Source organism: Actinocrispum wychmicini, from assembly GCF_004345645.1.
Taxonomy (GTDB): Bacteria; Actinomycetota; Actinomycetes; order Mycobacteriales; family Pseudonocardiaceae; genus Kibdelosporangium; species Kibdelosporangium wychmicini.
The window spans coordinates 551056-575509 of sequence record NZ_SLWS01000007.1 but is presented as its reverse complement, the minus strand read 5'-3'; the positions used below and the strand labels follow the sequence as shown (position 1 = coordinate 575509).

Genomic DNA, 24454 nt, shown 5'->3' with positions numbered 1-24454 from the left:
ATCGCCGATGCCGGCCGGATTTGAGGTCGAGTCGAGCGCGCTGGTGACCCACGCCCAGCACTTGGGCGGCGTGCTGGACCAGCTCCAGGACGCATTGGCGGCGGCGCTGGCGGCCCACCTGTCGCCGTCCGCGTTCGGCCCGTGTGGCGGCCCGATCGCGGCGATGGTCGCGCCGCTGGCCGAGACCGCCCAGGAAGCGTTCCGGTCCGGCGTCGAGTCGGTCGCCGCGAGCAGGACGGGCGTGCACGCCACGGCCGTCGCGTACGACCAGGTGGACTCCTACAACGCGGCGGAGCTGTCATGAGTGCTGACTCCGGTTACGTGATCGCCGCTCAGCTCGCGGACATCAGCGCGGCGGTGCGTGACGGCGACTGGGTGCATCCGGACGCGGGTATGGCGGTGAACGGCGTCGGCCGCCTCGGCGCAGCGCCGGATCCGGTCGAGGTGCTGTCCAGGGCGGGCATTCCCGGCCTGGTCGAGCAGCTCGCGCCGATGCGCGAGGCCCAGCAGTGGTTCGCCGGTGACCCGGCGGCGGTCGCCGACTACGTCCAGCGCTGGCGGCGGGTGGCGGAACTGGCCCGCCAGGCCGGCGCCGGCCTCGACGGCACGGCGCGCAAGCACACCATGGAATGGCGCGGGCCGGCGGCCGAGGGCTACCGGCGCCACGCGACCGGCCAGCACGGCGGCCTGGCCGCGCTGGCGGAGGCGGCCGACTGCATCGTGTCCATTGTGGAGTCGGCGGGCGACATGGCCGGCACCGCACGGGCGAGCATCCAGGCGGCCGTCGCGGGCTGCGTGAACGACCTCATCGGCCGGCTGCCGGCCTACTACGCCGTGCTCAATGCCGACTCGGGCGCACTGGCCGACGTGCTCGCCGACTCGGCCGCCGTCATCGCGAGATGGGTGTAGCCGATGCCCGGATCGTCTCGCTCAACGTCACGTTCACCGTCTCGCGGGGTGTCCGCGGCCGCCCGCGGTGCCGCAGCGTCACAAGGCGCCCTGCGCGCACAGGTCGGCAAGGCCACCGGCCTGACCGCGGGCATCCGCTTCCCCAAAGCGGCCGGTTCGTCGTCGGCGGAGCGGATGTACCAGGAGGCGCGGGAGCGGCTTCGGCCGGTGCCGCCGCGGGTGCCTCAGCCGGTCCGGCCGTCGCCGGCGGAGCTGGAGTACCAGCAGGCGCGGGAGCGGCTTCGGCCCGTGCCGCCGCGTGCACCTCGGCCGGTCGCCCCGTCGCAGGCCGAGCGGGAGTACCAGCAGGCGCACCAGAACCTCCGACCCACCAGGACGAACCCCCGGCCGGACCTGCCCGAGATGATCGCCGGACGCGGCCACGACGGGCGGACCCGCTACCTCCAGCCAGGCGACGCCTATGCCCTGCCGCTGCGGAACAAGGGCCGCACGTTGGGCACCGTCTTTCCGACCCAGCCGGACGACGAGCACGTTGATCCACAATGGACACAACAGCTGAGTTCCCGCTCCCGGGTGCGGTCCGTCGATCCTCGTACGGATCAGGTGCTCGGCACCTTTCGCACAAACCTGAACGGTCGCCTTCATCATGCCGTCTATGCCAGCGCGCACGCGGACAAGCACGAGTTCACCGTGAACGTCCCGCTGGCCCCAGGTTTGGAAAAGCCGCCCGGTGCGGCCACGCATGTGCTGGCCGACGGCTCGACAACCATGACGATCCGTGTGAAGGGAGCCCCCTACGCCCGAATAGTCGCCAGTAACGACTATTTTCAGCAGGCGGTACATGAGATGCCGAGCGTGCCCTTGGTGCTGCTGTCGTGCAAAGCGGGCGCTCTGGGCGGTAGCGCCGCGGCGAGTTTCACGCAGCATCTGCCCGGCCTTGGCACGAGGCCTGTCTTCGCCGGCACGCACGCGGTGGTGCTCGACGCCGATCACACCGGGTCACACCTGGGCGTCGACGCTCCGGGGCGATTCAAGCAGATGAACCCACAGAGCAGGTTTCGGTGAGCCGGCGGGACAACTGGATCATGCTCCTGGACCCGGCCTGGCCGCCGGCCGACGAACGTCCGCCGCCGGCCGAGGCCGTGGTCGGCGGATGGCTGCTGGACGACGACGGCGAGCCCGGACGTTTCCACCCGAACCCGGCCTACCAGCCCTCAGCCCGCGACGTGCCGACCGACCCGGTGGACGCCGCGCTGCGGCTGATCGTCGCGGGAACCGTCGACGCCGACGCGCTGATGCCGACGTTGCTGGACGCGATGGTGGACGTCGCCCTCGACGAGCAGGACCGGCCGGTCGTGGCGCCGGCCCCGGACGGCGTGCCGTGCGTGTTGGTGGTGACGGCGGCCGCGCACCGGCGACGGGTGGCCGTCGAGCGGTGGCGCCAGATCGCGCTGCCCGAGGTGGTCGACCTGCTGCCCGAGGGAGTGGACGTCCTGCTGAACCCGGGCGGGCCGGCGTCGACGCGCGTGCTGCGGGACGCGCTGGAAGGAGGACGCTGAGCCGTGGACACGCCAGAAGACGTCGACCGGTTGGTCGGCGAGTGGAGCACTCGCGTCACCGAACGCGCCCGGCGGTTCCAGATCGCGCAGGAGTCGGTCGCGACCCTGTCGGTGACGGAGTCGGCTGCGAACGGAGCGATCCGCGTGACCGTCGGACCATCAGGCATCCCCACGGACATCTGGCTGTCCGACGACACGGGCCGGATGCGCCCGGCCGAGGTCGCGCGCCAGTTGATGGCCTGCATGCGTCGCGCCCAGGCCGGCCTCGCGGACCGCGTCGGCGCGGTGATGGCCGAGACCGTCGGCGACTCGGCGGATGCCGCGGCCGTTGTGGACGCCTACCACCAACGCTTCCCCCAGGACGACCCCGCACCCCCGTCCGAAGCGCCGACGCGCCTTCCCCAACCCGTGCGCACACCCGCCCGCGAGGACGAGGAGGAGTGGGATACCCCCTGGTGAGGCACTGCAAGATCGGAATTGTCGGTGGCCGCCGCTAAGTTCTGTCCCACCCCGCCGAACCGGCGGGGCAGAGCAGCGGCGGAAGGAGTGCGTTGTCAGACTGGGAAAGTTCGAGCACGGCCCGGGTGCTACCGCCCGCGCGCCCGCGCAAGCTGGCCAAGGTCCCGTTCGTGGAGCTGGCCGACGGGCGGTTGCAGGGGGTGGTGTCCAGCGGCTCGGACATCGGGCGGGTGTACGTCTCGTCGGTCGCGGCGGGCAGTTACGAGTTTGCCTGTAGTACCAACAACAACCGGCCGTGTGGCGGGGCGCGGGGGGTGTTCTGCAACCACATCGAGGCCCTGATCACCGAGGCGGTGGTGCAGTACGGCGCGGAGCGGGTGGCCAGGTACCTGCGGGTGGAGGTCGCGACGGACGCGAGCGCTATCTCCGGGGCCATGCGGATGGCGCGGCCGTCGCAGGGGGACAGCAGCGCGGCGGCGCCGGTGTTCAGCCAGTTCCTGCGGCATCTTGCCTATCTGGAACTTCCATCGGCCACCACGCCGCTGCCGGAGATGCAGTGGTTCCCGCCGACCAGGGCGGTGGTGTGATGCGAGCCGACCTGTTGACCGACCTGGTCGACGGTCTCGACGAGGTGTTCGCCGCCGTGGCCGCCGTCGATCAGGCGTTGGCCGCCGGTCTGCTGCGGCCAACGCCTGATCAGACCGCCGGGTTGACGGTGCTGGCGGATGCGATGGCGGGGTCGCCGCTGGCCGCCAGGGTGGCCGAGGCGGTCGCGAAGGCGGCCGCGGGCGCGGCGGGGGAGGAGCACTTTGTTTCCCTTGCGGCGGCCCGGATCGCTCTGTTCGGCTCGGTGCACGACGCGCTGATGGCTCGGATCGAGCAGGCGACTGGACGGGTCCGCAGCGCGGAGGTCGTCCCGGCGTCAGGCGGCGGCCCAGTGGTGAACCTGCTGGTCGCGGCCCGGACCTGGCTGTCGGATCTGGCGCGGGCCGGCTGGCGGGGAATGGACCACGACCTGGTTTCCGGGGCTGGGCCGTTGATCTCCGCGCTGCTGCCGGAGCCGGGCCTGCGCCGCCTGGCCGCGCTGCTGGACGGGTTCGCGGCCGAGTTGGCCGCGTCGTGCCCCGGCTCCGCGTTGGCGCGGATTCCGTTGCGCCGCTGGGGAGATCTGTGGTCGCGCGCGATGCTGCTGACGCTGCCTGGGGCGACCGAGACCGCCACTGGCACAGTCACCGGCCGTCTTCTACCGCTCGGGGTTGACCTGCATGAGCATGCGACCGCCGCGCAGGTCCAGGTGCACGCTGTGTTCGAGCCCACCGACGGCGGTCCGTCCCGTCTGGTGCGCGCCAGCGTGTCCACGGCCAAGCCCGACACGGTCATTGGCGCCGGGATCTGGCAGTTGCTCCGCCCGCACATGTCGTTGCTGGCGGCCGTCAGCGAGGGCCGGTCGATGGAACTCACCGACATGCCGGCCACCGCCGAGGGCGACCTGCTGTGGCTCGACGAGCACGCCCGGATGAGCGAGCCCGCCGACGCCTTCGCCACCGCGCGGGTGGCCCTGCCCGCGGCGAGCACCCCGCCGACGGCGCCCTTGGACCGGCACCCGGCCCGCATCGTCGTGCCCGTCTTCCTGGAGGGCTACACCGCCGAGCAGGTCGGGGAAACGTTGACCTTCGCCCTCGCCGGGCAGCGGCTGGCGGTGGACGCCGACCGCGTCCCGGCCGCCGGACCGCTCACCCCGGAATTGGTGGCCGCCTCGAACGCGTGCGTCGGCCTGCTCCGGTGGGACGCCGGGAGCTTCCGGGTCCAGCCGCTCGCCGTCGAAACCACGGTGCGCAAGAAGACCGTGGCCCTGCACGCCGGGGCGTGGGCCGGGGGCACCGTCGACAAGGCCGGGGTCAAGGCGGAGAAAGCGGCCAGCGAGGCCACGGCCGTGCTGCGTGAGCGTGCCGGAAGGCTGTTGCGCAAATGACCGATCCGAACGACAACCGCCGTCAGGTCCTGTACTGGCGGCTGCTGGCCCGGCTGTTCGACGCCGAGGAACAGTCCACTTTGGAGTCAGCCAGCCTCGCCGTGGTCGAGGACATCGGCCTGCCGCCGGCGTTGCTCGACCCGAACGCCGCCGTCGACTCGATCGTGCAGCGCCATCCCGGGCTGGCCGCCGAGTTCGAGGGCCTGATGGTCCCGGAGTCCGGGGATGACCGCGACAAGGCGGCCGAGGTGCGGCGGGCGGCGCTGGTGTCGAAGGTGTTGCTGAACGTCTTCGCCACCGGGTCGGGCACGGTCACGGCCGGGCAGCTGTCCCGCTGGCAGGCCGACGCGGCCTGGCTGGAACGCGCGTTCGGCTGCCGACCGGGCCAACTCCGCGGCGGCCGCCAGGCCGGCCGGACCGGCACGGGTGGCGGCGCGCCCGATCTGGGTACGCTGATCCCGGAGATCGGTCCAGAACTCGGCGCCATCGAGGCGGACCTGGTCAAGCGCATGCACCTGCGTGAGGTGCTCGCCGATCCGGCGTTGGCCGCACAGCTCACGCCGAGCATGTCGCTGATCGAGCAACTGTTGCGGGACAAGGGCAATCTCTCCGGCGTGGCGCTGGCCAACGCCAAGGCGTTGATCCGTCGGTTCGTCGACGAGGTGGCCGAGGTGCTGCGCGCCGAGGTGGAGCAGGCCTCGGTCGGCGCGCTGGACCGGTCGGTGCCGCCCAAGCGGGTCTTCCGCAACCTGGACCTCGACCGGACCATCTGGAAGAACCTGACCAACTGGAGCCCGGACGAGGAGCGGCTGTACGTCGACCGGCTCTACTACCGGCGCACCGCGCGGAAGACCACGCCGCAGCGGCTGATCGCGGTGGTGGACCAGTCCGGCTCCATGGTCGACTCGATGGTCAACTGCGCCATCCTGGCGTCGATCTTCGCCGGACTGCCCAAAGTGGACGTCCACCTGATCGCCTACGACACCCAGGCGCTCGACCTCACCCCGTGGGTGTCGGATCCGTTCGAGACCTTGCTGCGCACCAACCTCGGCGGTGGCAACGACGGCATGGTGGCCATGGCGATGACCCGGCCGAAGATCGCCGAGCCGACCAACACCGTGGTGGTGTGGATCTCCGACTTCTACGAGACCCGCGTCGAGGAGCTGTTCGAGAACATGGCCGCGATCCACCGGTCCGGGGCGAAGTTCATCCCGGTCGGCTCGGTGACCAGCGCGGGCCGCGGCAGCGTGAACCCGTGGTTCCGGGAGCGGTTCAAGGACCTCGGCACCCCGGTGGTCTCCGGCCACGTCCGCAAGCTCGTCCACGAACTCAAAACCTTCCTGACTTCCTGACTTTGTGAAAGGCACGACATGTCCGACCTGTTGCGCGCCCCCGCCGAGCTGAAGTACGCCGAGGAGCTGGACTGGCTGGAGGCGCAGGACGACCACCCCAAGCCGTTCGCCTGGCGGCTGTCGCCGAAGATGGTGCGCCTGTTCGTGCTGGGCGCCGAGCGGTCCGACGGCCTGGACCGGCCGGTCGCGCAGAAGTGGTTCGGCGACCGCAGTTTCGTCGAGCGGGCCATTGTCACGCTCGCGTCCGACCGAGGCCTGCTGCTGATCGGCGACCCGGGCACCGGCAAGAGCTGGCTGGCCGAGCTGCTGGCCGCGGCGATCTCCCGCAACTCCACCCAGGTGGTGCAGGGCACCGCCGGGACCACCGAGGACCACATCAAGTACTCCTGGAACGTGTCCATGGTGATCGCCAAAGGCCAGTCCCGGACGTCGATGATCCCCTCGCCGATCATGACCGCGATGGAGACCGGCACGATCGGCCGGTTCGAGGAACTGACCCGCTCCACCAGCGACGTCCAGGACGCGCTGATCTCCATCCTGTCCGAGAAGTACATCTCGGTGCCCGAGTTGGACAGCGACAACATCGTCTTCGCCAAGCCCGGGTTCTCCGTGATCGCCACCGCGAACAGCCGGGACCGGGGTGTCAACGACCTGTCGTCGGCGTTGAAGCGACGGTTCAACTTCGTGCGCATCCCGGTGGTGACGAACAGGAAGAGCGAGACCGAGATCGTCCGCTTCCGTACCGAGGAACTGCTGCGTCGCCATCAGATCGAGCTGGACGTGCCGCCCACTCTGCTGGACGTGCTGCTGCGCAGCTTCGCCGACCTGCGCGCCGCCGCGGCGGCCGCCGGCAGCGAGGACGAGAAGCTGGAGTCCGCGCTGTCCACCGCCGAACAGATCGGTGTGCTGGAGGACGCCATCCTGCACAGCAACTTCTTCGGCGAGCGCGCGCTGACCGCGCACACCCTGGCCTCCTCGTTGGTCGGCTCGCTGTCGCGGCGGGCGCCGGAGGACCTGGCCATCCTCAACAAGTACCTGCACGGCGTGGTCGAGCCGCGCAGCAAGGACGAAGGCGGGCTCTGGCCGGAGTTCCTGGCCGGCGGCCGCGACACGATCGCGACCTTGTCATGAGCGGTCCGTTCGACGCGCTGCGGACGCGGTTGCACGAGGCCGCGGCCGCCTTCGCGGACGGTCCCGGGGCGCTGGAGGGCATCCTGCTCGGCATGGTCGACGACGTCGACCACGCGATGCGGGAACCCATGGAGATCTTCCCGGTCTGCCACCATTCGCCGGCCTCGGCCGTGGCGATGGCCAGGAGACTGCGGGAGAAACAGCCGAAGGTGGTCTATCTGGAGCTGTGCGAGGACATGGCGCCGCTGCTCACCGAACTGCGCAACTGCCGTCTTCCGGTCGCGGTGCAGGCGTTCGCCAGCGAAGTCGAGGGTTTCCCGGCCGAGTGGGCGCCCCTGTCGGTGGTCGCGCCGATCACCGAGGCCTCAGCGGAGTACCAGGCGATCGCCTACGCGCTGGACACCCCGGGCGTCGAACTGGTGTTGGTGGACCGCTCCGCCGACCACGTGTTCCAGTGGCAGCAGCCCGAGACCACACCCACCGATGAGGACGCGCTGCACGGCGACGCGATCGGTGTGGAGATCGGCGACCTGCGCCCGCGCTTCGCCGAACTGGAGGAGCACCTGCTGCACCACGGCAAGGTGCGGCACTGGTCGGAATGGTGGCACCAGTACGTCGAACTCCCGCTCGGCGACAGCGACCACGACACCTACCGCCAGGTGATGTTCCTGATCGGCAGCCTGTTCCGGCGGCTCGCGCCCGGCGATCCGCAGCGGGTGCGGGTGGACGAGGACCGTGAACGCCATATGTGGACCCGGATGCGCGAGCACCTGGCCGCCACCGGCACCGACCCGGCCGACTGCCTGTACGTCTGCGGTGCCTTCCACGCGGCCAGCCGGGTCGCGGAGTTCGGCGTGCGCGGCACCGACGGCTTCGAGATCAGCCCGCGTAGCGCGAGCAAGTGGCAGTACGGCCTGATCCCGTCCAGCCACGCGGCCATCGAGGCGCAGTTCGGCCTTGCCGCGGGGTCGGTGTCCATCGCCGCCACCGAGTGGGCCAAGAACCAACGGCGCACCAAGGTGAAACCGTTCCAGCTGGCCGGGCAGGCCGGCGGCAGGAAGGCGAAGAAACCCGTGCCGCCGCCCGCTCCGGTGCCGGAAGTCGCCGCCATGGACCAGCTTTCCGGTTTCCTGCGCCGCCCACCGGTCCTGGACAGCCTGGACGAGGCCGAGTTGTTGGGCTGGTCGGTGGAGATCGTGCGCGCGGCCCGGCGTAACGGCTATCTCGCGTCCACTGCGGACGCCATCGCGGTCTTCGAGACCTCGATCCTGTTGGCCGGCATGCGCGACCGGGCCCGGCCCACGCCGTACGACTTCCAGGACGCCGCGATCACGTGCATCGAAAAGGATGTCGTTCCGGGCCGTCGGGACGTCGGCCGCCTGGTCGAGATCATGATGGGGGGCGACCGCATCGGCCAGGTCGGCTACGACGCGCTGCCCCCGCTGGCTCGGGACGTGCACGACCGCCTGGCCCCGCTCAACCTCAAACTCCAGCAACGCGGCGTGCAGCGGGCCTTGCTCGACATCGCCGCCCACCCGGAGCTCGAGCCCTGCTCCGACCTCCTGTGGATGCTGCGCTACCTGATGCCGCACGGCGCCGCCCGGCCGATCATGGGCGAACGCCGGCTCGGCGAACGTCCGATCCAGGAGTCCTGGGATCTCGCCATCGGCACCCACCAACGGTCCCTGATCGAGCTGGGCTACGAGGGCGTCAGCATCGAACAGGTCCTGGAACAACGCCTCCGCCGCGCCGCCTACGACCCCCAGGCCACCACCGCGCGGGTCCTCGAAGCCGTGGAGGACGCCACCCGCTATCTGCACAGCCCCCGCCTGGGCGGCGAACTGGGCACCCACGCCCTTGAGGTGCTGGCGCGCGAACGCACGGTCGACGGCGCGCCGGAGGTTCTGCGCCGGGTGCGGCGCCTCCTGGCGTACTACCGCACCAGCGAACCCACTCTGCCGTCGTGGATCGAGTCCTTCGTTCGGACCGGTTACGCCCACTACTGCACGCTGCTCCCGATGGCGTTCACCGAGGAGGACGCCACCGTCGACCAGGTGGCCGCCATGCTCGGGTTCCTGGTCAGCATGGAATCGCTGGCGTTGTCCCTGGGCTGCGACCGTACTCAGCTGGAACTGGCCGTGGCCCAGTCGCACCCGGAGGAACCGTCCAAGGTGGCCCTGCTGTGGGCGGCGCAGGTCCAGTTAGGCCGCCTCTCCCGCGCGGAACTGCGCGCCCGGTGCGACGACCTGCTGGGCAACCCGCTGGCGCTGCCCAGCTATCCGCGGTACCTGAACGGTTTCGTGCATGCCCTGGAACCGGCGCCGGGTCTGGTGGACTTCGTGGTGGAGGCGATGTCCAACGCCTTCGCCCGGCTCCCGGACCCCCTGCTGTTGCCCTGGCTGCCCATCCTGATCACCACACTGCGGTCCCGAGGCGCACAGTTGGTCCCGTTGCTCATCCGCGAGGCCGGTCGTGTGTTCCCGGGACGGCTGGCCACACTGGACGAGTGGGTCCCACCCTGGCACGCCCAGCCGGAACTCGCGCCTGCTCGGGCGGCCACTGGGAAGGGCGCCGCACTACTGGCCGCGCACCCGGCGACCTGTGACGCGATGGCGCGGCTGCTGGGCTGTGCCGGCTCGTGGCAGGTGGCACCGGCAGGGGCGGCCCTCCTGGAGGAGTACCCGGACACCGTGATGGCGCTGGAGGACCTGTTGGCGACCTGAGTCAGTCGGCGCCACGGCGCGGCCCTGCGGTGACCGCGGGTAGCCGACCAGTACCCTGCCACCATGGAGAGCATCTTCACGGGTCTACTGAAGAATCAACTCCTCGCGGTGCCGGCTGTTCGACGACGCCAACAGGCCCGTGCGGCTCCGTACGAGCCCACCAAGAACGCCGTGTCCTACGTCGAGGACGTGTTCGAGAACTCGGCACGGCGGATGAGCGGCGGACGGCCACTTTCCGGCCGCGTTCTGGAAATCGGCCCGGGTGGCAACCTCGGGGCGCTGCTGATGTACCTCGCTGCCGGCTGCGACAGTGGCGTGGCGTTCGATGTCGTCCCTCTTGTCACGAACCAGCGTGCGCTCTACGAGGCCATCACGCCGGACGCGGCCGAACTGTTGGCCCGGATCGAATACCGCACGGGCGAGCCGATCGAGCGAACGTCGCTGCCGGACAGCAGTTTCGACATGGTCTTCTCGGCCGCGTGCCTGGAACACGTCGCCGACCCATCGGCGGCGCTTCGCACGATCCACCGGCTGTTGAAGCCCGGCGGGGTCACCACGCACAGCATCGACCTGCGCGATCATCGTGACTTCGCAGACCCGCTCGCCTTCCTGCGGCACTCCGAGCGTGCCTGGCGGGCGGCGACTTCGCGGCGACTGGTGACCAACCGGTGGCGGGCATCGGACTGGCAGCGGGGGTTCGAGTCGGCGGGCTTCGTGGATGTGACGGTCGAACCACACGAGCAGGCGACCGTTACCGAAGCGACGCGGTCCCAGTTCCACCGGAGCTTCCAGTCCAAGGACTTGACCGACCTGGGCACGCTCCTTGTCGACGTGACCGCGACGAAGTCCCACTGAGCTGTCACAATTGTCACGAAGCCGTGCGGAACTGGTGATCGGCTGTCGCGGGCACGACACGGCGTCGCCATAGCGTGAGGTCAACCCGCCTTTTTGACGGCGGTGTGGATCTCGGAGGTGCTGGTGGTGGCTGGTCGGTGGCGTGCGCTGACGGTGGGTGTGGCGGTGGTGGCGTTGCTCGCCGGGTGTGGCGGCGGGGATGACGGTGGCCGGAAGGTCGCCGGTTTGCAGGGGGCGTCGGCGTCGTCGACAGGGACCGACGAGGACAAGGTTCGCGAGTACAAGAAGTGTATGCGGGAGCGCGGTTTCGACTTGGACGCGAAGCTCCCGGCGGACGCGGCGGACCCGGAGCGGGACCGGAAGTCGGATGAGGCCGACAAGGCGTGCGAACCGTTGTTGCCCAACGGCGGCCAGCCGACTCCGCCGGACGCCAAGGAGATGGACGAGGGCCGGCAGAAGGCGAAGTGCATCCGGGAGCACGGCTATGACATGCCGGACCCGTTGCCGGGCAAGCGGTTCGGCTTCAACGCCGAGCAGTGGAACGACGAACGGTTCCAGAAGGCGTTCATGGCGTGCGGCGCCAGCCCCCAGCCAGGGCCGACGCGATGAGTGGGCCGCAGGTCGCCCGACGGCGGCGTCGACAGCGTTGGCTGGCCGGCGGGTTGATGGTGCTGGTGGTGTTGGGTGTGGGCGTGGTTGTCCTGCTGACGCGGGTCGGCGACGGTGGCGCGACGCCACCGTCCGGGCCGCAGGCCGCGCAGACCGCCGAGGTGGTCCGCACCGACCTCGCCGAGCAACGGACTGTCGACGGGAAGATGGGCTACGGCCCGGAACGCGTGCTGGCCGGGCGGAAGCAGGGCACGGTCACCGGCCTGCCGGCGGTGGGCACGGTGCTGGACCGCGGAAAGACAGTGTACGAAGTGGACGCGGCGCCGATCGTGTTGTTCGTGGGTGACATCCCGCTGTACCGCGATGTGGGGCCGGGGGTGACCGACGGGCCGGACGTGATGGTGGTCGAGGAGAACCTGCGTTACCTGGGGTTCGGCGGGTTCGGCGGGCCGGACAGGAAGTTCACCGAGGCGACCGCCGCGGCGGTCAGGAAGTGGCAGAAGTCGTTGGGGCGTCAGGAGTCCGGTGTGGTGGGGCAGGCCGACGTGCTGGTGACCGCGGGCCCGGTCCGGGTCAGCGCGGTGACCGCGGAACTGGGCGCGCAGGGCCCGTCCTCGGTGGTGAAGTACACCGGCACCGACCGCGTGGTCACTGTGCCGCTCAAGGCCGACCAGCGGGATCTGGCCAAGCCGGGGGAGAAGGTGGAGTTGACGATCGACGACCGGTCGACGCACGGCACGGTGCGGGCGGTCGCGCCGGTGGTCGACTCCGGATCGTCCACACCGGACACTGGCGGGTCGGGGCAGCAGCCGAAGTTCCTCGCCACGGTCACACCGGACGATCCGGCGGCGGCCGGGCCGGACGCGGGCTCGGTGAGTGTGCGGTTCACCACCGCGAGCAAGCCGGGTGTGCTGGTGGTGCCGGTGGGCGCGTTGGTGGCGCTGGCCGAGGGTGGCTACGCGGTGGAGATCGCCGACGTCGGCGGACGGCGGCTGATGGCGGTCCGGCCAGGGTTGTTCGCCAACGGTCGGGTCGAGGTGTCGGCGCCGGAGTTGCGTGCGGGCATGCGGGTGGTGACCACGTCGTGACCCCCGTGCTGAACGTCCGGAACGCGAGCAAGACCTACCCGGGCGACGTGCGCGCGCTTCGGGACGTGTCGCTGCGCGTCGAGGACGGCGAGCTGCTGGCGATCGTCGGCCCGTCCGGTTCCGGGAAGTCGACGCTGCTGCACGTGATGGGCACATTGGACACTCCGACGGACGGCGTGGTCGAGGTACGTGGGCACGACGTGGCCACGCTGCCCGACCGGCGGCTGTCGGCGCTGCGGTCGCGGTGGATCGGGTTCGTCTTCCAGCAGTTCTTCCTGACCGAAGGCTTGTCGGCGGCGGACAACGTGGCGGCCGGGCTGATGTACGCCGGGGTGCCCGCGCGGCGGCGGCGCACGACGGCGTTGGAAGCGCTGGAGCGGGTCGGGTTGGCGCATCGCGCGGGGCACGCGCCGAGCGAGCTGTCCGGCGGGGAACGCCAGCGGGTCGCGATCGCCCGCGCGGTGGTGACCCGGCCGGCGATCGTGTTGGCCGACGAGCCGACCGGAAACCTGGACAGCCACACCGGGGCGGAGATCCTGCGGCTGCTGGTCGAGCTGAACGCGGCCGGTACCACGATCGTGATCATCACCCACGACCGGCAGATCGCCGCGAGCGTGCCGCGCCGGGTGGAGATGTTGGACGGCACGCTCCACCTGGACACCGGGAGCCCGCGATGACGACCTTGCCGAGGCCGAGCCGGTTGCGCCCGTGGGACGTGTTCCGGTTGGGGGCGTTGGGAACCCGCACCCGGCCGTTGCGGGCGGTGTTGTCGGCGTTGGGGATCGCGATCGGTGTGGCCGCGATGGTCGCGGTGGTGAGCATTCCGTCGTCCAGCGCGCAGGCGTTGCGGGACCGGATCGCCGCGCTCGGCGCCAACCTGCTGACCGCGCAGGCGGGCCAGACCGTCACCGGCGCCGACGCGGACCTGCCGGAGACCGCGGTGGCGATGGTGCGCCGGATCGGCCCGGTGACCTCGGCCTCGGCCGTCGGCCAGGTCGAGGAGACGGTGCGCCGCACCGACCGCGTCGCACCGCAGGAGGGGATCCCGGTGTTCGCGGCCACCCCCGACCTGCTGGACGTGTTGCGTGGCAGCGTCGACAGTGGAACGTTCCTGAACCCGACCACTGAGCGGCACCCGACTGTGGTGCTGGGGTCGGTGACCGCGACCAGGCTGGGCATCGACCGCCTGTCGCCGGGGATGGCGGCGCCGCAGGTGTGGATCGGCGGTCAGTGGTTCACCGTCGTCGGGATCCTCGGTGCCATGCCGCTGGCGCCGGAGATCGAGCGGGCCGCGCTGGTCGGCTGGACCGCCGCCCGGCAACGGCTGGGTTTCGGCGGGCACCCGGGCACGATCTATCTCCGGTCGGTCGATTCGGAGGTGGAGCAGGTACGGGGCGTACTGGCCCGAACGGCCAATCCGGAACGGCCGGGTCAGGTCAAGGTCAGCCGCCCGTCGGACGCGCTGGCCGCCGGGCGGCTCGCCGAGGACAGCTACCACAGTTTGTTCCTCGGCCTGGGCGGGGTGGCGTTGCTGGTCGGCGGCGTCGGCGTGGCCAACACGATGATCATCGCGGTGCTGGAGCGCCGACGCGAGATCGGCCTGCGGCGTGCGCTCGGCGCGACCAGACGACAGGTGCGCGGACAGTTCCTCACTGAGTCGGTGCTGCTGTCCGGGCTCGGCGGCGTCGTGGGCGTGCTGCTGGGTATGTCCGCCACGGCCGCCTACGCGTTGAGCCAGCAGTGGCCGGCGGTGTTCCCGCCGGCGGCCCTGATCGGCGGGGTGGGCGTGGCCGCGCTGCTCGGTGTGCTGGCCGGGGTGTATCCGGCGATGCGGGCCGCCCGGCTCACACCGACCGAGGCACTGGCCTGACGGCGCGCGGGAGGGTCAGGGTGAACACGGCGCCATCGGCGTTGTGGACGTCGAGCCGACCGCCGTGCACGGTCGCGTTCTCCCGCGCGATGGCTAGGCCGAGCCCGCTGCCTTCGGTCGCGGTGCGGGCCTGGTCGCCACGGACGAACCGGTCGAACAGAATCGGCATGAGGTCGTCGCGGATCCCGGGCCCGGAGTCGGCGACTCGCACGGTGACGACGTCCGGGCCGGTTCCGTCGATCGTCACCGTGATCGGCTCCGCGCCGTGACGTAGCGCGTTGACCAGCAGGTTACGGGCGATCGTGTGGACCCGGCGTGGATCACCGACCACCGTGACATCCCCGTCCGCGCGCAGCGAGACGTCCGCGGAGCCCGCGGTCATGGCGATGGCGTCCTGCACCAGGTCGTGCAGGTCCACCGGCTCGGGCCGCAGCTCCGCGACCCCGGCGTCGAAACGGGAGATCTCCAACAGGTCCTCGACCAGCGTGGCCAGCCGCCGCGCCTGAGCACCCAGCAGCCGTGCGGACCGCGCTTGCGCGTCGGCTTCGGGGTGTTGCAGGCCGTCGACGGCCGCGACCATGGCGGCCACAGGTGTGCGCAGGTCGTGTGCCACATCGGCGACGAACCGTCGCTGCTGCCGGTCCTTGGCCTGCAACTGCTCGATCGACTCGCCGAGCCGATGCGCCATCGCGTTGAAGGACCGGGTCAGCTCGGCCAGTTCGTCGCGTCCGCGCACCGGAAGGCGCGTGTCCAGCGCACCGTCGCCCAACTTGCGCGCGGCGACAGCGACCAGGCGCACCGGGCGCTGAATCCGGTTCGCCGCGACCAGCGCGGCCACGACCCCCAGGACACCGACCACCAAGGCGATCACCGCAAGGGTGCGCGCCAGCGTGGTCAACTCGGCCCGCAACGGCTGCCGGTTGTAGAACTCCGCGAGCACCAGGTCGGAGTCCACCCTGGCGACGACGGCCAGCACCGGCGCCCTGGTCGAGGTGTCCAACGCCTGGGCCGCCACGCCACCGGCCAGCGCCTCGCCGACCAGCGCGGCCGGCAGATCGACCGCCACCAACGTGTCCGCGCTGATCCGGGTCAGGACGGTGAACCGGCCGTCGTGCTCGACGACGTGCCCGGGTGACCCGAAGTCGATCAGCGCCCACGACACACCCTGCCTGCCCTGCATGTACGCGGACACGACGGCGACCCGGTCCGATGTGGACCGCAGCTGGGCCTTCGCCTGGTTCACATCCGAGGAGATGTCCGCCTTGGCGGCGGCCGTGAACCGATCAGTGGTCTGGGTCGACTGCACCACGTACGCCGCGAACGCCACCGCCGCGGTCGTGGTGACTGTGAGCAGCACCACCGCGACGATGACCCGGGCCCGCAACCCGATCCGCGGCCACCCTCGCGTCACGCCACCACCAGGCGATACCCGAGACCCCGCACGGTCCGCAGCAGCGTCGGGTTGCCCGCGTCCACCTCGATCTTCGCCCGCAGCCGGGCCACCGCCGCGTCCACCAGCCGCGAATCGCCCACATAGCCGTAGTCCCAGACCCGCTTCAACAGCACCTGCCGGCTCAGCACCTGCCCGGGATGGCCGGCGAACTCCAGCAGCAGCCGCAACTCGGTGGCGGTGAGGCTCAACTCCGCGCCGTCCCGCCGGACCACCATCCCCGCCGAGTCGATCTCCAGCTGACCGACCCGCAGCACCCGGTCGTCAGATGCCGGCGCGGGCGCCGCGCGCCGCAACACCGCCTTCATGCGGGCATCGATGACGCGCGGCTCGGCGGGCTTGACCACGTAGTCGTCCGCACCGCCCTCCAACCCGACCACCACGTCGATCGGGTCGCCCCGCGCGGTGAGGAGGATCACTGGCACCCTGCTGTGGGCGCGGACGCGACGGCACACCTCGAAACCGTCCACACCGGGCAGCATCACGTCCAGCAGCACCACGTCCACGTCGCCCGGCCCGTCGAACAACAGCCGCAGCGCCTGCTCACCCGACCCGGCCACCGCGACCTCGTGCCCCAACCCACCCAGCGCCAGCGACAACGCCTCGGCCAGCGCACCATCGTCCTCGACCAGCAACACCCGACTCACGACAGCCCACGGTAGCCGAAGCAACTTTGACGTCGGGACCGGCTGGTTCCCCCGGTACGGTGAAGGCATGCCCGGGATGAACGACGAGATCGTGGTACTGGCCTTCGACATCTTCGGCACGACTGTCGACTGGCACACCGGAGTCGCCCGGCAGGTCGACGAAATCGCCACGCGCCAGGGAGTCCGGCTGGACGCGGAGGCTTTCGCCGACGCTTGGCGCGACCGCTACCTCCCGTCGATGCGACGGGTGAACGACGGCGAGCGCGACTGGGCGTACCTCGACACCCTGCATCGCGAATCACTCGACGACCTGCTGGAAACCCAGCAGTTGGGCGATCTGTTCGACGAAGAGGCACGCCGGCAGCTGGTGCTGGCCTGGCACCGCCTGCCCGCCTGGCCGGACGCGGTCGAGGGGCTGACCCGGCTGCGCCGCCGGTACGTGCTGGCCGCCTTGTCCAACGGCGGCTTCGCGCTGATCACGCACCTGGTCAAGGCGGCGAACCTGCCCTTCGACTGTGTGCTGTCCGCCGAACTCGCCCGCGCCTACAAACCGGATCCCCGGCCGTACCGCACCGCTGTCGCGCTGCTCGACGTGCTGCCCGAGCGCGTGCTGATGGTCGCCGCACACGCCTGGGACCTCGACGGCGCCCGGGACGCGGGCCTGCGCACCGCCTTTCTCGAACGTCCACAGGAGAAAGGCCCACACCGCGCCGCCGATCGGGCCGCCGACGCCACCAGCGATCTCTCGGTCACCGGGTTCGTCGAACTCGCGGAGGCGCTCGGCTGCTGAGCGCTGGGCCTGGCTTTGTGCCGGTCAACAGACACTCCGCGCTGGGTTCGTCGACACGGACGAATGAATCCGCCTGCCCGCACCGTAGGTTGGCAGAATGCGGACACTTTTGCGTGGCGGCCGGGTGGTCGATCCGGCCGGCGGCTTCGACGGCGTCGCCGACGTCCTGGTGACCGGCGACGAGGTCACCGCGGTCGGCCCAGGGCTGACGCCCGAGCCGGGAACCGAGGTCGTCGACGTCACCGGGCTGGTGGTCGGGCCGGGGTTCGTGGATCTGCACAGCCATGTGCACTCGATCGCCGGGCAGCGGCTGCAGGCGATGGACGGGGTCACCACGGCGCTCGAACTGGAGGCCGGCCTGATGCCGTTGGCGCGGGCGTACGCCGAGGCGGCCGCTGCCGGGAGACCGTTGAACTACGGTTTCTCCGCGTCATGGGGTGCGGCACGGGCCCAGGTGCTCGCCGGGATCAAGCCGGACGCGCGGATCGAGAGCAGCCTGGCGGTACTGGGCAACCCGGCGTGGCAACGGTCCTCGTCGCCGACCGAGCTCGCCGCCTGGTTGTCCCTTTTGGACGGTGAGTTGGCTGTGGGGGCGCTGGGTATCGGTGTGCTGATGGGGTACGCGCCGTTCACCGAACCGGCCGAGTTCCTTGCCGTCGCCCGTCTTGCCGCGAACGCTGGCGTGCCGACCTACACGCATGTGCGTGAGCTGGTCGAGGTCGATCCGGCCATCCCGGTCGACGGGTCGTCGGAGATCGCGATGGCCGCGGCCGAAACGGGCGCGGCGATGCACCACTGCCACGTGAACAGCACGTCCGGACGGCACATCGAACGGGTACTGACCACATTGGACCGGTCGCGGCGGGAAGGGTCGCGGGTTACTGTGGAGGCGTACCCGTACGGCGCGGGCAGTACGGCGGTCGGGGCCGCGTTCATCGACCCGGAACGGTTGCGGATGAAGGGGCTTGGCCCGTCCAGCGTGGTGATGCTCGAGTCCGGTGAACGCGTCGCGGACGAGGCTCGCCTGCGCGAACTGCGGCGCGTTGACCCGGGCGCGCCGTGTGTCCTGGAGTTCCTGGACGAGCGTGTTTCCGCTGATCGCGCGCTGCTGCACGAGTCGCTGGCGTACCCGGACGCCATCGTGGCCAGTGATGCCATGCCGGTGTTCTGGGCGGACGGCATCCACGAGAGCACGGAATGGCCGCTGCCGCCCGGTGGGTCGACCCATCCCCGCACCGCGGGGACGTTCGCCCGTGCGCTGCGGCTGATGGTGCGTGAGACAGGGGCCTGGACGTGGCTGGAGGCGTTCCGTCGCTGTTCCTATCTGCCCGCGCGGGTGCTCGACGACGTCGCCCCGGCGGCGCGGCGTAAAGGACGGCTTGACGTTGGTGCGGACGCCGACCTGGTGGTGCTCGATCCCGGGACGATCACCGACACAGCCACGTACACCGATCCCACCCGGCCGTCGGTCGGCGTCCGGCACCTGTTCGTCGCCGGAGTCCCCGTGATCACGGACGGGGAACTGCGCGCGGACGCATTGCCGGGGCGGCCGCTGCGAGGTGAGCCGCGCTGATGACCGCGGCGGAGTAGGCACGTTCTCCGCTTCTGGAGGTCGTTCGCGCGAACGGAAAAACGGTCGATGCTTCGTCGCGGCGCACGAATCCCGATGCCCGCCCGATGGTCACACTGGGACGGCCAGCTCTTGCGTCCCCACGGACCGGACGGAGGTGCCGACGATGACGTCGGTCGGATCGGAGAGCACAGTGGACAGCGCCGACCTCTGGACACCTCGCCGGATCAACCGGACGGCGTTGCTGACCATGGTAGTCATGCTGTTCGCGTGGTCGGTGGACTACGTCGACCGGTTCTCGATCAGCATGGCGCTGCCCGTGATCGGGCACGAGTTCGGTCTGGACAAGACGTCGCAGGGCTGGCTGGTCACCGTGTTCGCGTTGGTGTACATGGTGTGCCAGATCCCCGCGGGCTACCTGGCCGACCGGTTCGGGTCACGCGGGCCGATGCTGGTCACCCTGGTGATGTGGTCGCTGTTCACCGCGCTCACCGGAATGGCCGGCACGTTCGGGATGCTGCTGGTGATCCGCGGGCTGTTCGGTGTCTGTCAGGGCTGCTTCCCGGCCGCGTCGATCAAGGCGATCGCGGAACGGACCACGCCGGACAACCGCGCGACCACGACGGGCGTGATGATGTCCGCCGGCGGCATCGGCGCCGGGCTGGCGCCGCTCGTCGTCGGCCCGTTGTTGATGGCCGTCGGCTGGCGGGAGACGTTCCTGTGGATCGCCGGTTGCGGCGCGGTGCTCGGCGTCGCGGTGTGGGCGATCCTGCCCCGGCCGTTGCCCCAACGGCTCACCGTGCTGCGCCAGGAATCGGCTGCACCGCAAGGGATCACGCGCGCGCAGGTGGTTCGCTCGCCACTGGTGTGGAAGTTCGCGCTGCTGTTCTGCGTCCTGAACATGCTGAGCTACGGCCTCGTCACCTGGGTGCCGAGCTACCTCATCGAGGCCAGACACCTGGCGCTGGACACGACCGGGCTGCTCGCCGCGATCCCGATGCTGGTCAGCGTCGGCACCACGATCCTCGGCGGCTGGCTGTTCGACCGGTACTTCCACGACCGGGCGCGGTGGTACCTGGGCACGATCTCCGTGGCGACCGCCGTGCTGCTGGTGCTGATGACCGCCGCCGGCAGCACGGGCGAGTTCACGCTGTACGAGACGCTCGCCTCGGGCGTGTCCGGCCTGGCGACCATGTGCGTCTTCGGCCTCCCGCTGCGAGTGCTGCCGCCGGCGGTGGCCGGGCTTGGCGCGGGGATCATGAACTTCGGCGGCCAGGTGGCCGGCGCGGTCGCCCCGTTCGTGATGGGCGTGCTGGCTGACCACTTCTCGTACACCGCGGCGTTCGGCTTCCTCGTCGTCACCACGCTGCTCACCGCGGTGGTCGCGTTCTGGGTCCCGCAGCACGCGGGCGAGTTCACGTTCCAGTAGGTCCACAACCGCGCCAGGCAGCACGCGGCCTGCGGAAAAGTGTGCGCAACTGGCGTATCGCCTGCTTGTCGCCGGATGCCGAGACGGTGTTGTTCCTGATCGCCTCGGCGAGAGTTGTCCGGCCCTCAGCCAGTTCGGCGAGCGTGTCGTCGGTGGTCGTGATCACCGCGTCCGGTTGCTGGGCCGGACCGTACAGGGCGTCGATCGTGCCGTTGTCGACGCGGGCGTGGAACACCTCCTCGCCGACGCGGAACTCGTAGACAGCGCGCACGCCGGCCGCGGCGTCGGCGTCGAAGTACGCCTCCATGCCCAGCACCGCCCAGCCAGGGTGGAACGTCTCGCCCGCGCGCCGCTCACCCATCGCCCATTTCGTGCCCCACCGGGCCAAGGCCAGCACCGCCGGCCCGAGTTCCAAGCCGGCCTCGGTCAGGGCGTACGCCGGGGTGTGGGCCGGTGCGGGGAGGACGATCTTGTGCGCAAGTCCTTCCCGTTCGAGGTGTTTCATCCGGGCCGCCAGCAGGCCCGTGCCCATGCCCCGCAGGCTTTTCTGCAGATCCCCGAACCGCTTGGGACCGGTCAGCAACTCGCGGACGAGCAGCAGTGTCCAGCGCTCGCCGACGAGGTCCAGTGTTCGCGCGGTGGCGCAGTACTGGTTGTACGTTCGATGGTCCACTTCCTTATTCTAGGCTTCAAGCTTCCTGTTTCTGAACGTCGGCAGGGCGAGCACCTGGTCGGCGAACTCCTCAAGGGCCGCGGTGTGGTCGTCGACGACGAAGCGGATCACGATGTGACGGGCGCCGGCCTCGGCGTACCCGTGCAGCCAGGCGGCGGCGTCCTGGGCGGTGCCGGCGAACATCGCCTGGATCGACTCGATGACTTCGAGGGGTGTGTTGTAGTAGCGCTCGACACCCACCCGTAGGCGATGACGGGCTCGTTGGGAGTCCTCGTCAAGGCACACCGTCGCGTAGAGGGCCGGCGTGACGGGTCGCGCGGTGTGCTGGAGGCTGGCACACTCGTGCGCATAGGCCTGGGCGGTGGGTGAGTAGGGCAGCCAGCCGTCGGCGAGTCGGGCGACTCGTCGCAGCGCCGGCTCTCCCGATCCGGCCAGCCAGATGGGTGGGCCGCCCGCCCGGACCGGCCGGGGCATCAAGGTCACGTCGCGAAAGTCGAAGTGCCGGCCCTGGAACGACACCGCGTCTGAAGTCCACAGTAGACGCATCGCGTCGATCGACTCGGTCAGCCGGCTGACCCGACGCGCGAAGTCGATCCCCACGGCCGCGAACTCGGCTTCGGTGCTCGGATGCGGGAACCCGGCGCCCATACCGGCGACCAGCCGCCCGTCGGCCAGTCGGTCCAAAGTGGCCAGTTGGTGAGCCAGCAGGATCGGGTGACGTAACGCGGCCAGCAGCACCGCGGTGCCGAGCGTGACCCGTTGCGTGACGGCGGCCGCGGCGGTCAGGACCAGCAGCGGATCGGCGCGGGGCCGAGCCAGCGGGCTGTCGCCGGCCCAGACGGAGTCGAATCCCAGCGTTTCAGCGAGCCGCGCCTGCTGGATCAGCGGATCCAGTTCGTGGCTGCCCCGAACGGCCTGGTCACGGGTGGGCAGCAGGTAGCCGATCTGTGGTCCGGTCACGACGCCTCCATGTACTTCTTGAATTTGAAGTACAAGATACTAATACGGGAAGTCGATGTCGACTCCGCCGACTGGTTGGCGATCCACGTACGCTTGGCCGCGTTCGTCGCGCACCGACCAGGGGTGGGGTGGTGTCATGAGACACATGGATGTGTCGGACGTCCTCACGGTTGTGTTGTTCGTCGGCGCCGGCGTCACGGGGTGGCGGGTGCGGCCGCGCAATCGGGTCGGTCCGCTGATGGTGGCCGTCGGTGTCTGCTTCCTGTTCAGGTTCGTCGAGCCACTGATCTCCGACAGCTACCTGCCGCCGTTCGCCATCCTGGCGAACCTGTGGGTGGGCGTGGTCGCCCATCTGGCGATGGCGTTCCCGACCGGGCGGCTGGGTTCGCTGTGGCGCCGGGCCCTCGTGCTGCTGATCTACCTCTACCTCGCCCTTACCAACGCCGCACCTAGAGCCGTGTTCGGCTGGCTGCCGTCGCCCCGGATCGGTCTCGTGACCTCCGAGTTCGCCCTGGCCGCCGCCGTGGTGGTGGCACAGGTCGTGCACTGGTGGCGGGCGACGCCCACCCAGCGGCGCCTCATCGCGCCCGCGTTCAGCGGCTTCGTGGTGGTCGCCGGCCTGTTCGCGATCGACACGAAGCACATGGCGTTCTTCGGTAGCGCCGTTATCAGGGAGGCGTCGCGGTGGTCGCTGCCGCTGATCCCGATCGCCTACCTGGTCGGGCTGCTTCGCCGGCGACTGGACCGCGCGGACGTGGCCGGCCTGGTGGTGCGGTTGAGCGAAACGCGCCAGGTCACCCGGCTCACCGAGGAACTCGCCGTGGCCCTGCACGACCCCTGCGTGCGGCTCGCGTTCTGGTCGACAGCCCGTGGGGCGTACGTTGACGCCGACGGCGACCCGGTCGGGCCGCACGGCGCGGGGCGGGCGGTCACCCACATCGACCGGGGCGGCCGGCACATCGCCCTGCTCGAACATGACGTCGCCCTGGTGGAGGAACCGGAGTTGGTCGAGGCCACCTGCGCGGCGGCGGCGCTGGCGCTGGAGAACGAGCGGCTGCAGGCCGACCTGCACGCCCGACTGCGGGAACTGGCCGCGTCGCGAACCCGGCTGGCGCACGCCGCCGACACGGGCCGTCGCCGCGTCGAACGCGACCTGCACGACGGCGTCCAGGAGCGCCTGCTGGCCGCCGTCATGCTGCTGGGCCGCGCCGAACAGACACCGGACGGGGGACTGGTCACCGAGGCGAAGGCCACGGTGTTGGCGTCGCTGGCCGAACTGCGCGCGCTCTGCCAGGGCATCCACCCGCCGGTCCTGACCGAGCGTGGCCTGCCCGGCGCGCTGCGGGAACTGGCCGACACCGCGCCGATCCACGTCGATCTCGACGTCGTGGTCGACGGGGTGTTGGCGCCGGGCGTGGAGTCCGCCGCCTACTACGTCGTGGCCGAGGCGTTGGCGAACGTCGTCAAGCACGCGGGCACCGATCGCGTCGGCGTGACGGTCCACCGGGACGCAGGCTGCCTCACCGTCCGGGTGCACGACGACGGGTGTGGCGGCGCGGACCCCGCCGCCGGCTCCGGCCTCGTCGGCCTCGCCGACCGGGTGGAGGCGCTGGGCGGCCGGTTGGCGATCGCGTGCCCATCCGGCGGCGGCACCACGATCACCGCGGAGCTGCCGTGCGCGTCGTGATCGCCGAGGACTCCACGCTGCTGCGCGAGGGACTGGCCCGGTTGCTGGCGGAGTCGGGATTCGATGTGGTGGCCACTGTCGGCGACGCGGACGCGCTGCTGGCCGAGGCCGCGCGCCTGCAACCGGACGTCGCCGTCGTCGACATCCGGATGCCACCCACCAGGACCGACGAGGGCCTGCGGGCCGCCGGGGTGCTGCGCCGGCGCCATCCGAACATCGGCGTGCTCGTGTTGTCCCAGTACGTTCGGGTCAGCTACACGGTGGAACTCCTGGCGGGCGGCGCGGCCGGTGTCGGGTACCTGCTGAAGGACCGGGTGTCGGACATCGGCGAGTTCGCCGCCGCGGTGCGCCGGGTCGGCGAGGGTGGCTCGGCGCTCGACCCGCAGGTGATCGGGCAGCTCGTCGACCGGCACCGCGGCGCCGCCGACCCCCTGGACACGCTGTCCGAACGGGAACGCGCGGTGCTGATGCTGATGGCCGAGGGGCGGACCAACCGCGCCATCGGCCAGCGGCTCGCGGTCGCCGAACGCACCGTGGAAAAGCACTGCACCGCCATCTTCACCAAACTCGGCCTGGCCGCGAGCGCCGACGACCACCGGCGCGTGCTCGCCGTGTTGCGGTACCTCAACGGGTGAGGGTGCGGACAACCGCACCAGCGGGGTCGGTTTTCCGCCGGGAATGGGGCGACTTGCCCCACTGTGCGCGGAAAGCGCTCCTGCCA

At 70.8% G+C, this 24454-nt stretch carries 24 protein-coding genes; 20 read left to right on the top strand and 4 right to left on the bottom strand.

Going from position 1 to position 24454, the window contains the following annotated elements; genetic code table 11:
* Positions 1-7 precede the first annotated feature (7 nt).
* From EV192_RS32555 to EV192_RS32485, 15 genes are all read left to right on the top strand, one after another.
* Positions 8-304: a type VII secretion target gene (locus EV192_RS32555; RefSeq protein ID WP_132122264.1), complete on the top strand. Its 297-nt coding sequence runs from the start codon at positions 8-10 to the stop codon at positions 302-304.
* Positions 301-909, top strand: a complete 609-nt coding sequence (locus EV192_RS32550; protein WP_132122262.1) for a hypothetical protein — start codon at positions 301-303, stop codon at positions 907-909. The genes EV192_RS32555 and EV192_RS32550 overlap by 4 nt, the downstream gene beginning before the upstream one ends.
* A 48-nt stretch (positions 910-957) precedes the next feature.
* Positions 958-1974 (top strand): hypothetical protein, encoded by a 1017-nt coding sequence (locus EV192_RS32545; protein WP_132122260.1) that lies wholly within the window; start codon positions 958-960, stop codon positions 1972-1974.
* Entirely contained in the window at positions 1971-2468 is a 498-nt protein-coding gene (locus EV192_RS32540; RefSeq protein ID WP_243727221.1) for a type VII secretion system-associated protein, read from the top strand. Before EV192_RS32545 ends, EV192_RS32540 begins: the two co-directional genes overlap by 4 nt.
* A 3-nt stretch (positions 2469-2471) precedes the next feature.
* Positions 2472-2927, top strand: a complete 456-nt coding sequence (locus EV192_RS32535; RefSeq protein ID WP_132122258.1) for a YbaB/EbfC family nucleoid-associated protein — start codon at positions 2472-2474, stop codon at positions 2925-2927.
* 92 nt (positions 2928-3019) lie between these two features.
* The gene (locus tag EV192_RS32530; protein WP_132122256.1) at positions 3020-3514 is read left to right on the top strand and encodes a hypothetical protein; all 495 of its coding nucleotides are present in this window, start codon (positions 3020-3022) and stop codon (positions 3512-3514) included.
* On the top strand, positions 3484-4899 hold the full coding sequence (locus tag EV192_RS32525) for a hypothetical protein (RefSeq protein ID WP_132122254.1): 1416 nt from the start codon (positions 3484-3486) through the stop codon (positions 4897-4899). The genes EV192_RS32530 and EV192_RS32525 overlap by 31 nt, the downstream gene beginning before the upstream one ends.
* Positions 4896-6251, top strand: a complete 1356-nt coding sequence (locus EV192_RS32520) for a VWA domain-containing protein (RefSeq protein WP_132122252.1) — start codon at positions 4896-4898, stop codon at positions 6249-6251. The genes EV192_RS32525 and EV192_RS32520 overlap by 4 nt, the downstream gene beginning before the upstream one ends.
* An 18-nt stretch (positions 6252-6269) precedes the next feature.
* The gene (locus EV192_RS32515; protein WP_132122250.1) at positions 6270-7382 is read left to right on the top strand and encodes an ATP-binding protein; all 1113 of its coding nucleotides are present in this window, start codon (positions 6270-6272) and stop codon (positions 7380-7382) included.
* Positions 7379-10105: a DUF5682 family protein gene (locus EV192_RS32510; protein ID WP_132122248.1), complete on the top strand. Its 2727-nt coding sequence runs from the start codon at positions 7379-7381 to the stop codon at positions 10103-10105. The genes EV192_RS32515 and EV192_RS32510 overlap by 4 nt, the downstream gene beginning before the upstream one ends.
* A 63-nt stretch (positions 10106-10168) precedes the next feature.
* Positions 10169-10960, top strand: coding sequence for a methyltransferase domain-containing protein (locus tag EV192_RS32505; protein ID WP_132122246.1), 792 nt, complete (start codon positions 10169-10171; stop codon positions 10958-10960).
* Positions 10961-11086: 126 nt separating this feature from the next.
* Positions 11087-11569: a hypothetical protein gene (locus EV192_RS32500; protein WP_132122244.1), complete on the top strand. Its 483-nt coding sequence runs from the start codon at positions 11087-11089 to the stop codon at positions 11567-11569.
* Positions 11566-12657, top strand: coding sequence for a peptidoglycan-binding protein (locus tag EV192_RS32495; RefSeq protein ID WP_132122242.1), 1092 nt, complete (start codon positions 11566-11568; stop codon positions 12655-12657). Before EV192_RS32500 ends, EV192_RS32495 begins: the two co-directional genes overlap by 4 nt.
* On the top strand, positions 12654-13334 hold the full coding sequence (locus EV192_RS32490) for an ABC transporter ATP-binding protein (protein ID WP_132122240.1): 681 nt from the start codon (positions 12654-12656) through the stop codon (positions 13332-13334). Before EV192_RS32495 ends, EV192_RS32490 begins: the two co-directional genes overlap by 4 nt.
* Entirely contained in the window at positions 13331-14527 is a 1197-nt protein-coding gene (locus tag EV192_RS32485) for an ABC transporter permease (RefSeq protein WP_132122238.1), read from the top strand. Before EV192_RS32490 ends, EV192_RS32485 begins: the two co-directional genes overlap by 4 nt.
* Here EV192_RS32485 and EV192_RS32480 read toward each other — a convergent pair.
* Complete coding sequence (locus EV192_RS32480) at positions 14502-15938, bottom strand: sensor histidine kinase (protein WP_132122236.1); 1437 nt, start codon at positions 15936-15938, stop codon at positions 14502-14504. The two genes, EV192_RS32485 and EV192_RS32480, sit on opposite strands and share 26 nt — an antisense overlap.
* Positions 15935-16624, bottom strand: a complete 690-nt coding sequence (locus tag EV192_RS32475) for a response regulator transcription factor (protein ID WP_132122234.1) — start codon at positions 16622-16624, stop codon at positions 15935-15937. Before EV192_RS32475 ends, EV192_RS32480 begins: the two co-directional genes overlap by 4 nt.
* A gap of 67 nt (positions 16625-16691) precedes the next feature.
* Between EV192_RS32475 and EV192_RS32470 the strand changes: the two genes are divergently transcribed.
* The 3 genes from EV192_RS32470 to EV192_RS32460 all read left to right on the top strand — a co-directional run bounded on the left by EV192_RS32470 (position 16692) and on the right by EV192_RS32460 (position 20413).
* Positions 16692-17414: a haloacid dehalogenase type II gene (locus EV192_RS32470; protein WP_243727219.1), complete on the top strand. Its 723-nt coding sequence runs from the start codon at positions 16692-16694 to the stop codon at positions 17412-17414.
* A gap of 97 nt (positions 17415-17511) precedes the next feature.
* Complete coding sequence (locus EV192_RS32465) at positions 17512-18987, top strand: amidohydrolase family protein (RefSeq protein WP_132122232.1); 1476 nt, start codon at positions 17512-17514, stop codon at positions 18985-18987.
* 163 nt (positions 18988-19150) lie between these two features.
* Positions 19151-20413 (top strand): MFS transporter, encoded by a 1263-nt coding sequence (locus EV192_RS32460; protein ID WP_132122230.1) that lies wholly within the window; start codon positions 19151-19153, stop codon positions 20411-20413.
* Here the strand turns inward: EV192_RS32460 and EV192_RS32455 are convergent.
* Together EV192_RS32455 and EV192_RS32450 are read right to left on the bottom strand one after the other, a co-directional pair.
* Positions 20400-21086, bottom strand: a complete 687-nt coding sequence (locus tag EV192_RS32455) for a winged helix-turn-helix transcriptional regulator (protein ID WP_132122228.1) — start codon at positions 21084-21086, stop codon at positions 20400-20402. The genes EV192_RS32460 and EV192_RS32455 overlap by 14 nt on opposite strands.
* Before the next feature lie 9 nt (positions 21087-21095).
* A complete protein-coding gene (locus EV192_RS32450; protein WP_132122226.1) occupies positions 21096-22046 on the bottom strand; it encodes an LLM class flavin-dependent oxidoreductase in 951 nt (316 codons plus the stop codon).
* A 136-nt stretch (positions 22047-22182) separates the two neighbouring features.
* Between EV192_RS32450 and EV192_RS32445 the strand changes: the two genes are divergently transcribed.
* Entirely contained in the window at positions 22183-23733 is a 1551-nt protein-coding gene (locus EV192_RS32445; RefSeq protein WP_132122224.1) for a sensor histidine kinase, read from the top strand.
* Positions 23721-24368, top strand: coding sequence for a response regulator transcription factor (locus EV192_RS32440; RefSeq protein ID WP_132122222.1), 648 nt, complete (start codon positions 23721-23723; stop codon positions 24366-24368). The genes EV192_RS32445 and EV192_RS32440 overlap by 13 nt, the downstream gene beginning before the upstream one ends.
* Positions 24369-24454: the final 86 nt, after the last annotated feature.

Excerpts from the sequence above, each read along its gene's own strand:
- EV192_RS32460 (WP_132122230.1), top strand. The coding sequence starts at position 19,151 with ATGACGTCGGTCGGATCGGAGAGCACAGTGGACAGCGCCGACCTCTGG.
- EV192_RS32555 (WP_132122264.1), top strand. The coding sequence starts at position 8 with ATGCCGGCCGGATTTGAGGTCGAGTCGAGCGCGCTGGTGACCCACGCC.
- EV192_RS32465 (WP_132122232.1), top strand. The coding sequence starts at position 17,512 with ATGCGGACACTTTTGCGTGGCGGCCGGGTGGTCGATCCGGCCGGCGGC.
- EV192_RS32485 (WP_132122238.1), top strand. The coding sequence starts at position 13,331 with ATGACGACCTTGCCGAGGCCGAGCCGGTTGCGCCCGTGGGACGTGTTC.
- EV192_RS32510 (WP_132122248.1), top strand. The coding sequence starts at position 7,379 with ATGAGCGGTCCGTTCGACGCGCTGCGGACGCGGTTGCACGAGGCCGCG.
- EV192_RS32520 (WP_132122252.1), top strand. The coding sequence starts at position 4,896 with ATGACCGATCCGAACGACAACCGCCGTCAGGTCCTGTACTGGCGGCTG.
- EV192_RS32495 (WP_132122242.1), top strand. The coding sequence starts at position 11,566 with ATGAGTGGGCCGCAGGTCGCCCGACGGCGGCGTCGACAGCGTTGGCTG.
- EV192_RS32515 (WP_132122250.1), top strand. The coding sequence starts at position 6,270 with ATGTCCGACCTGTTGCGCGCCCCCGCCGAGCTGAAGTACGCCGAGGAG.
- EV192_RS32550 (WP_132122262.1), top strand. The coding sequence starts at position 301 with ATGAGTGCTGACTCCGGTTACGTGATCGCCGCTCAGCTCGCGGACATC.
- EV192_RS32470 (WP_243727219.1), top strand. The coding sequence starts at position 16,692 with ATGCCCGGGATGAACGACGAGATCGTGGTACTGGCCTTCGACATCTTC.
- EV192_RS32445 (WP_132122224.1), top strand. The coding sequence starts at position 22,183 with ATGAGACACATGGATGTGTCGGACGTCCTCACGGTTGTGTTGTTCGTC.
- EV192_RS32505 (WP_132122246.1), top strand. The coding sequence starts at position 10,169 with ATGGAGAGCATCTTCACGGGTCTACTGAAGAATCAACTCCTCGCGGTG.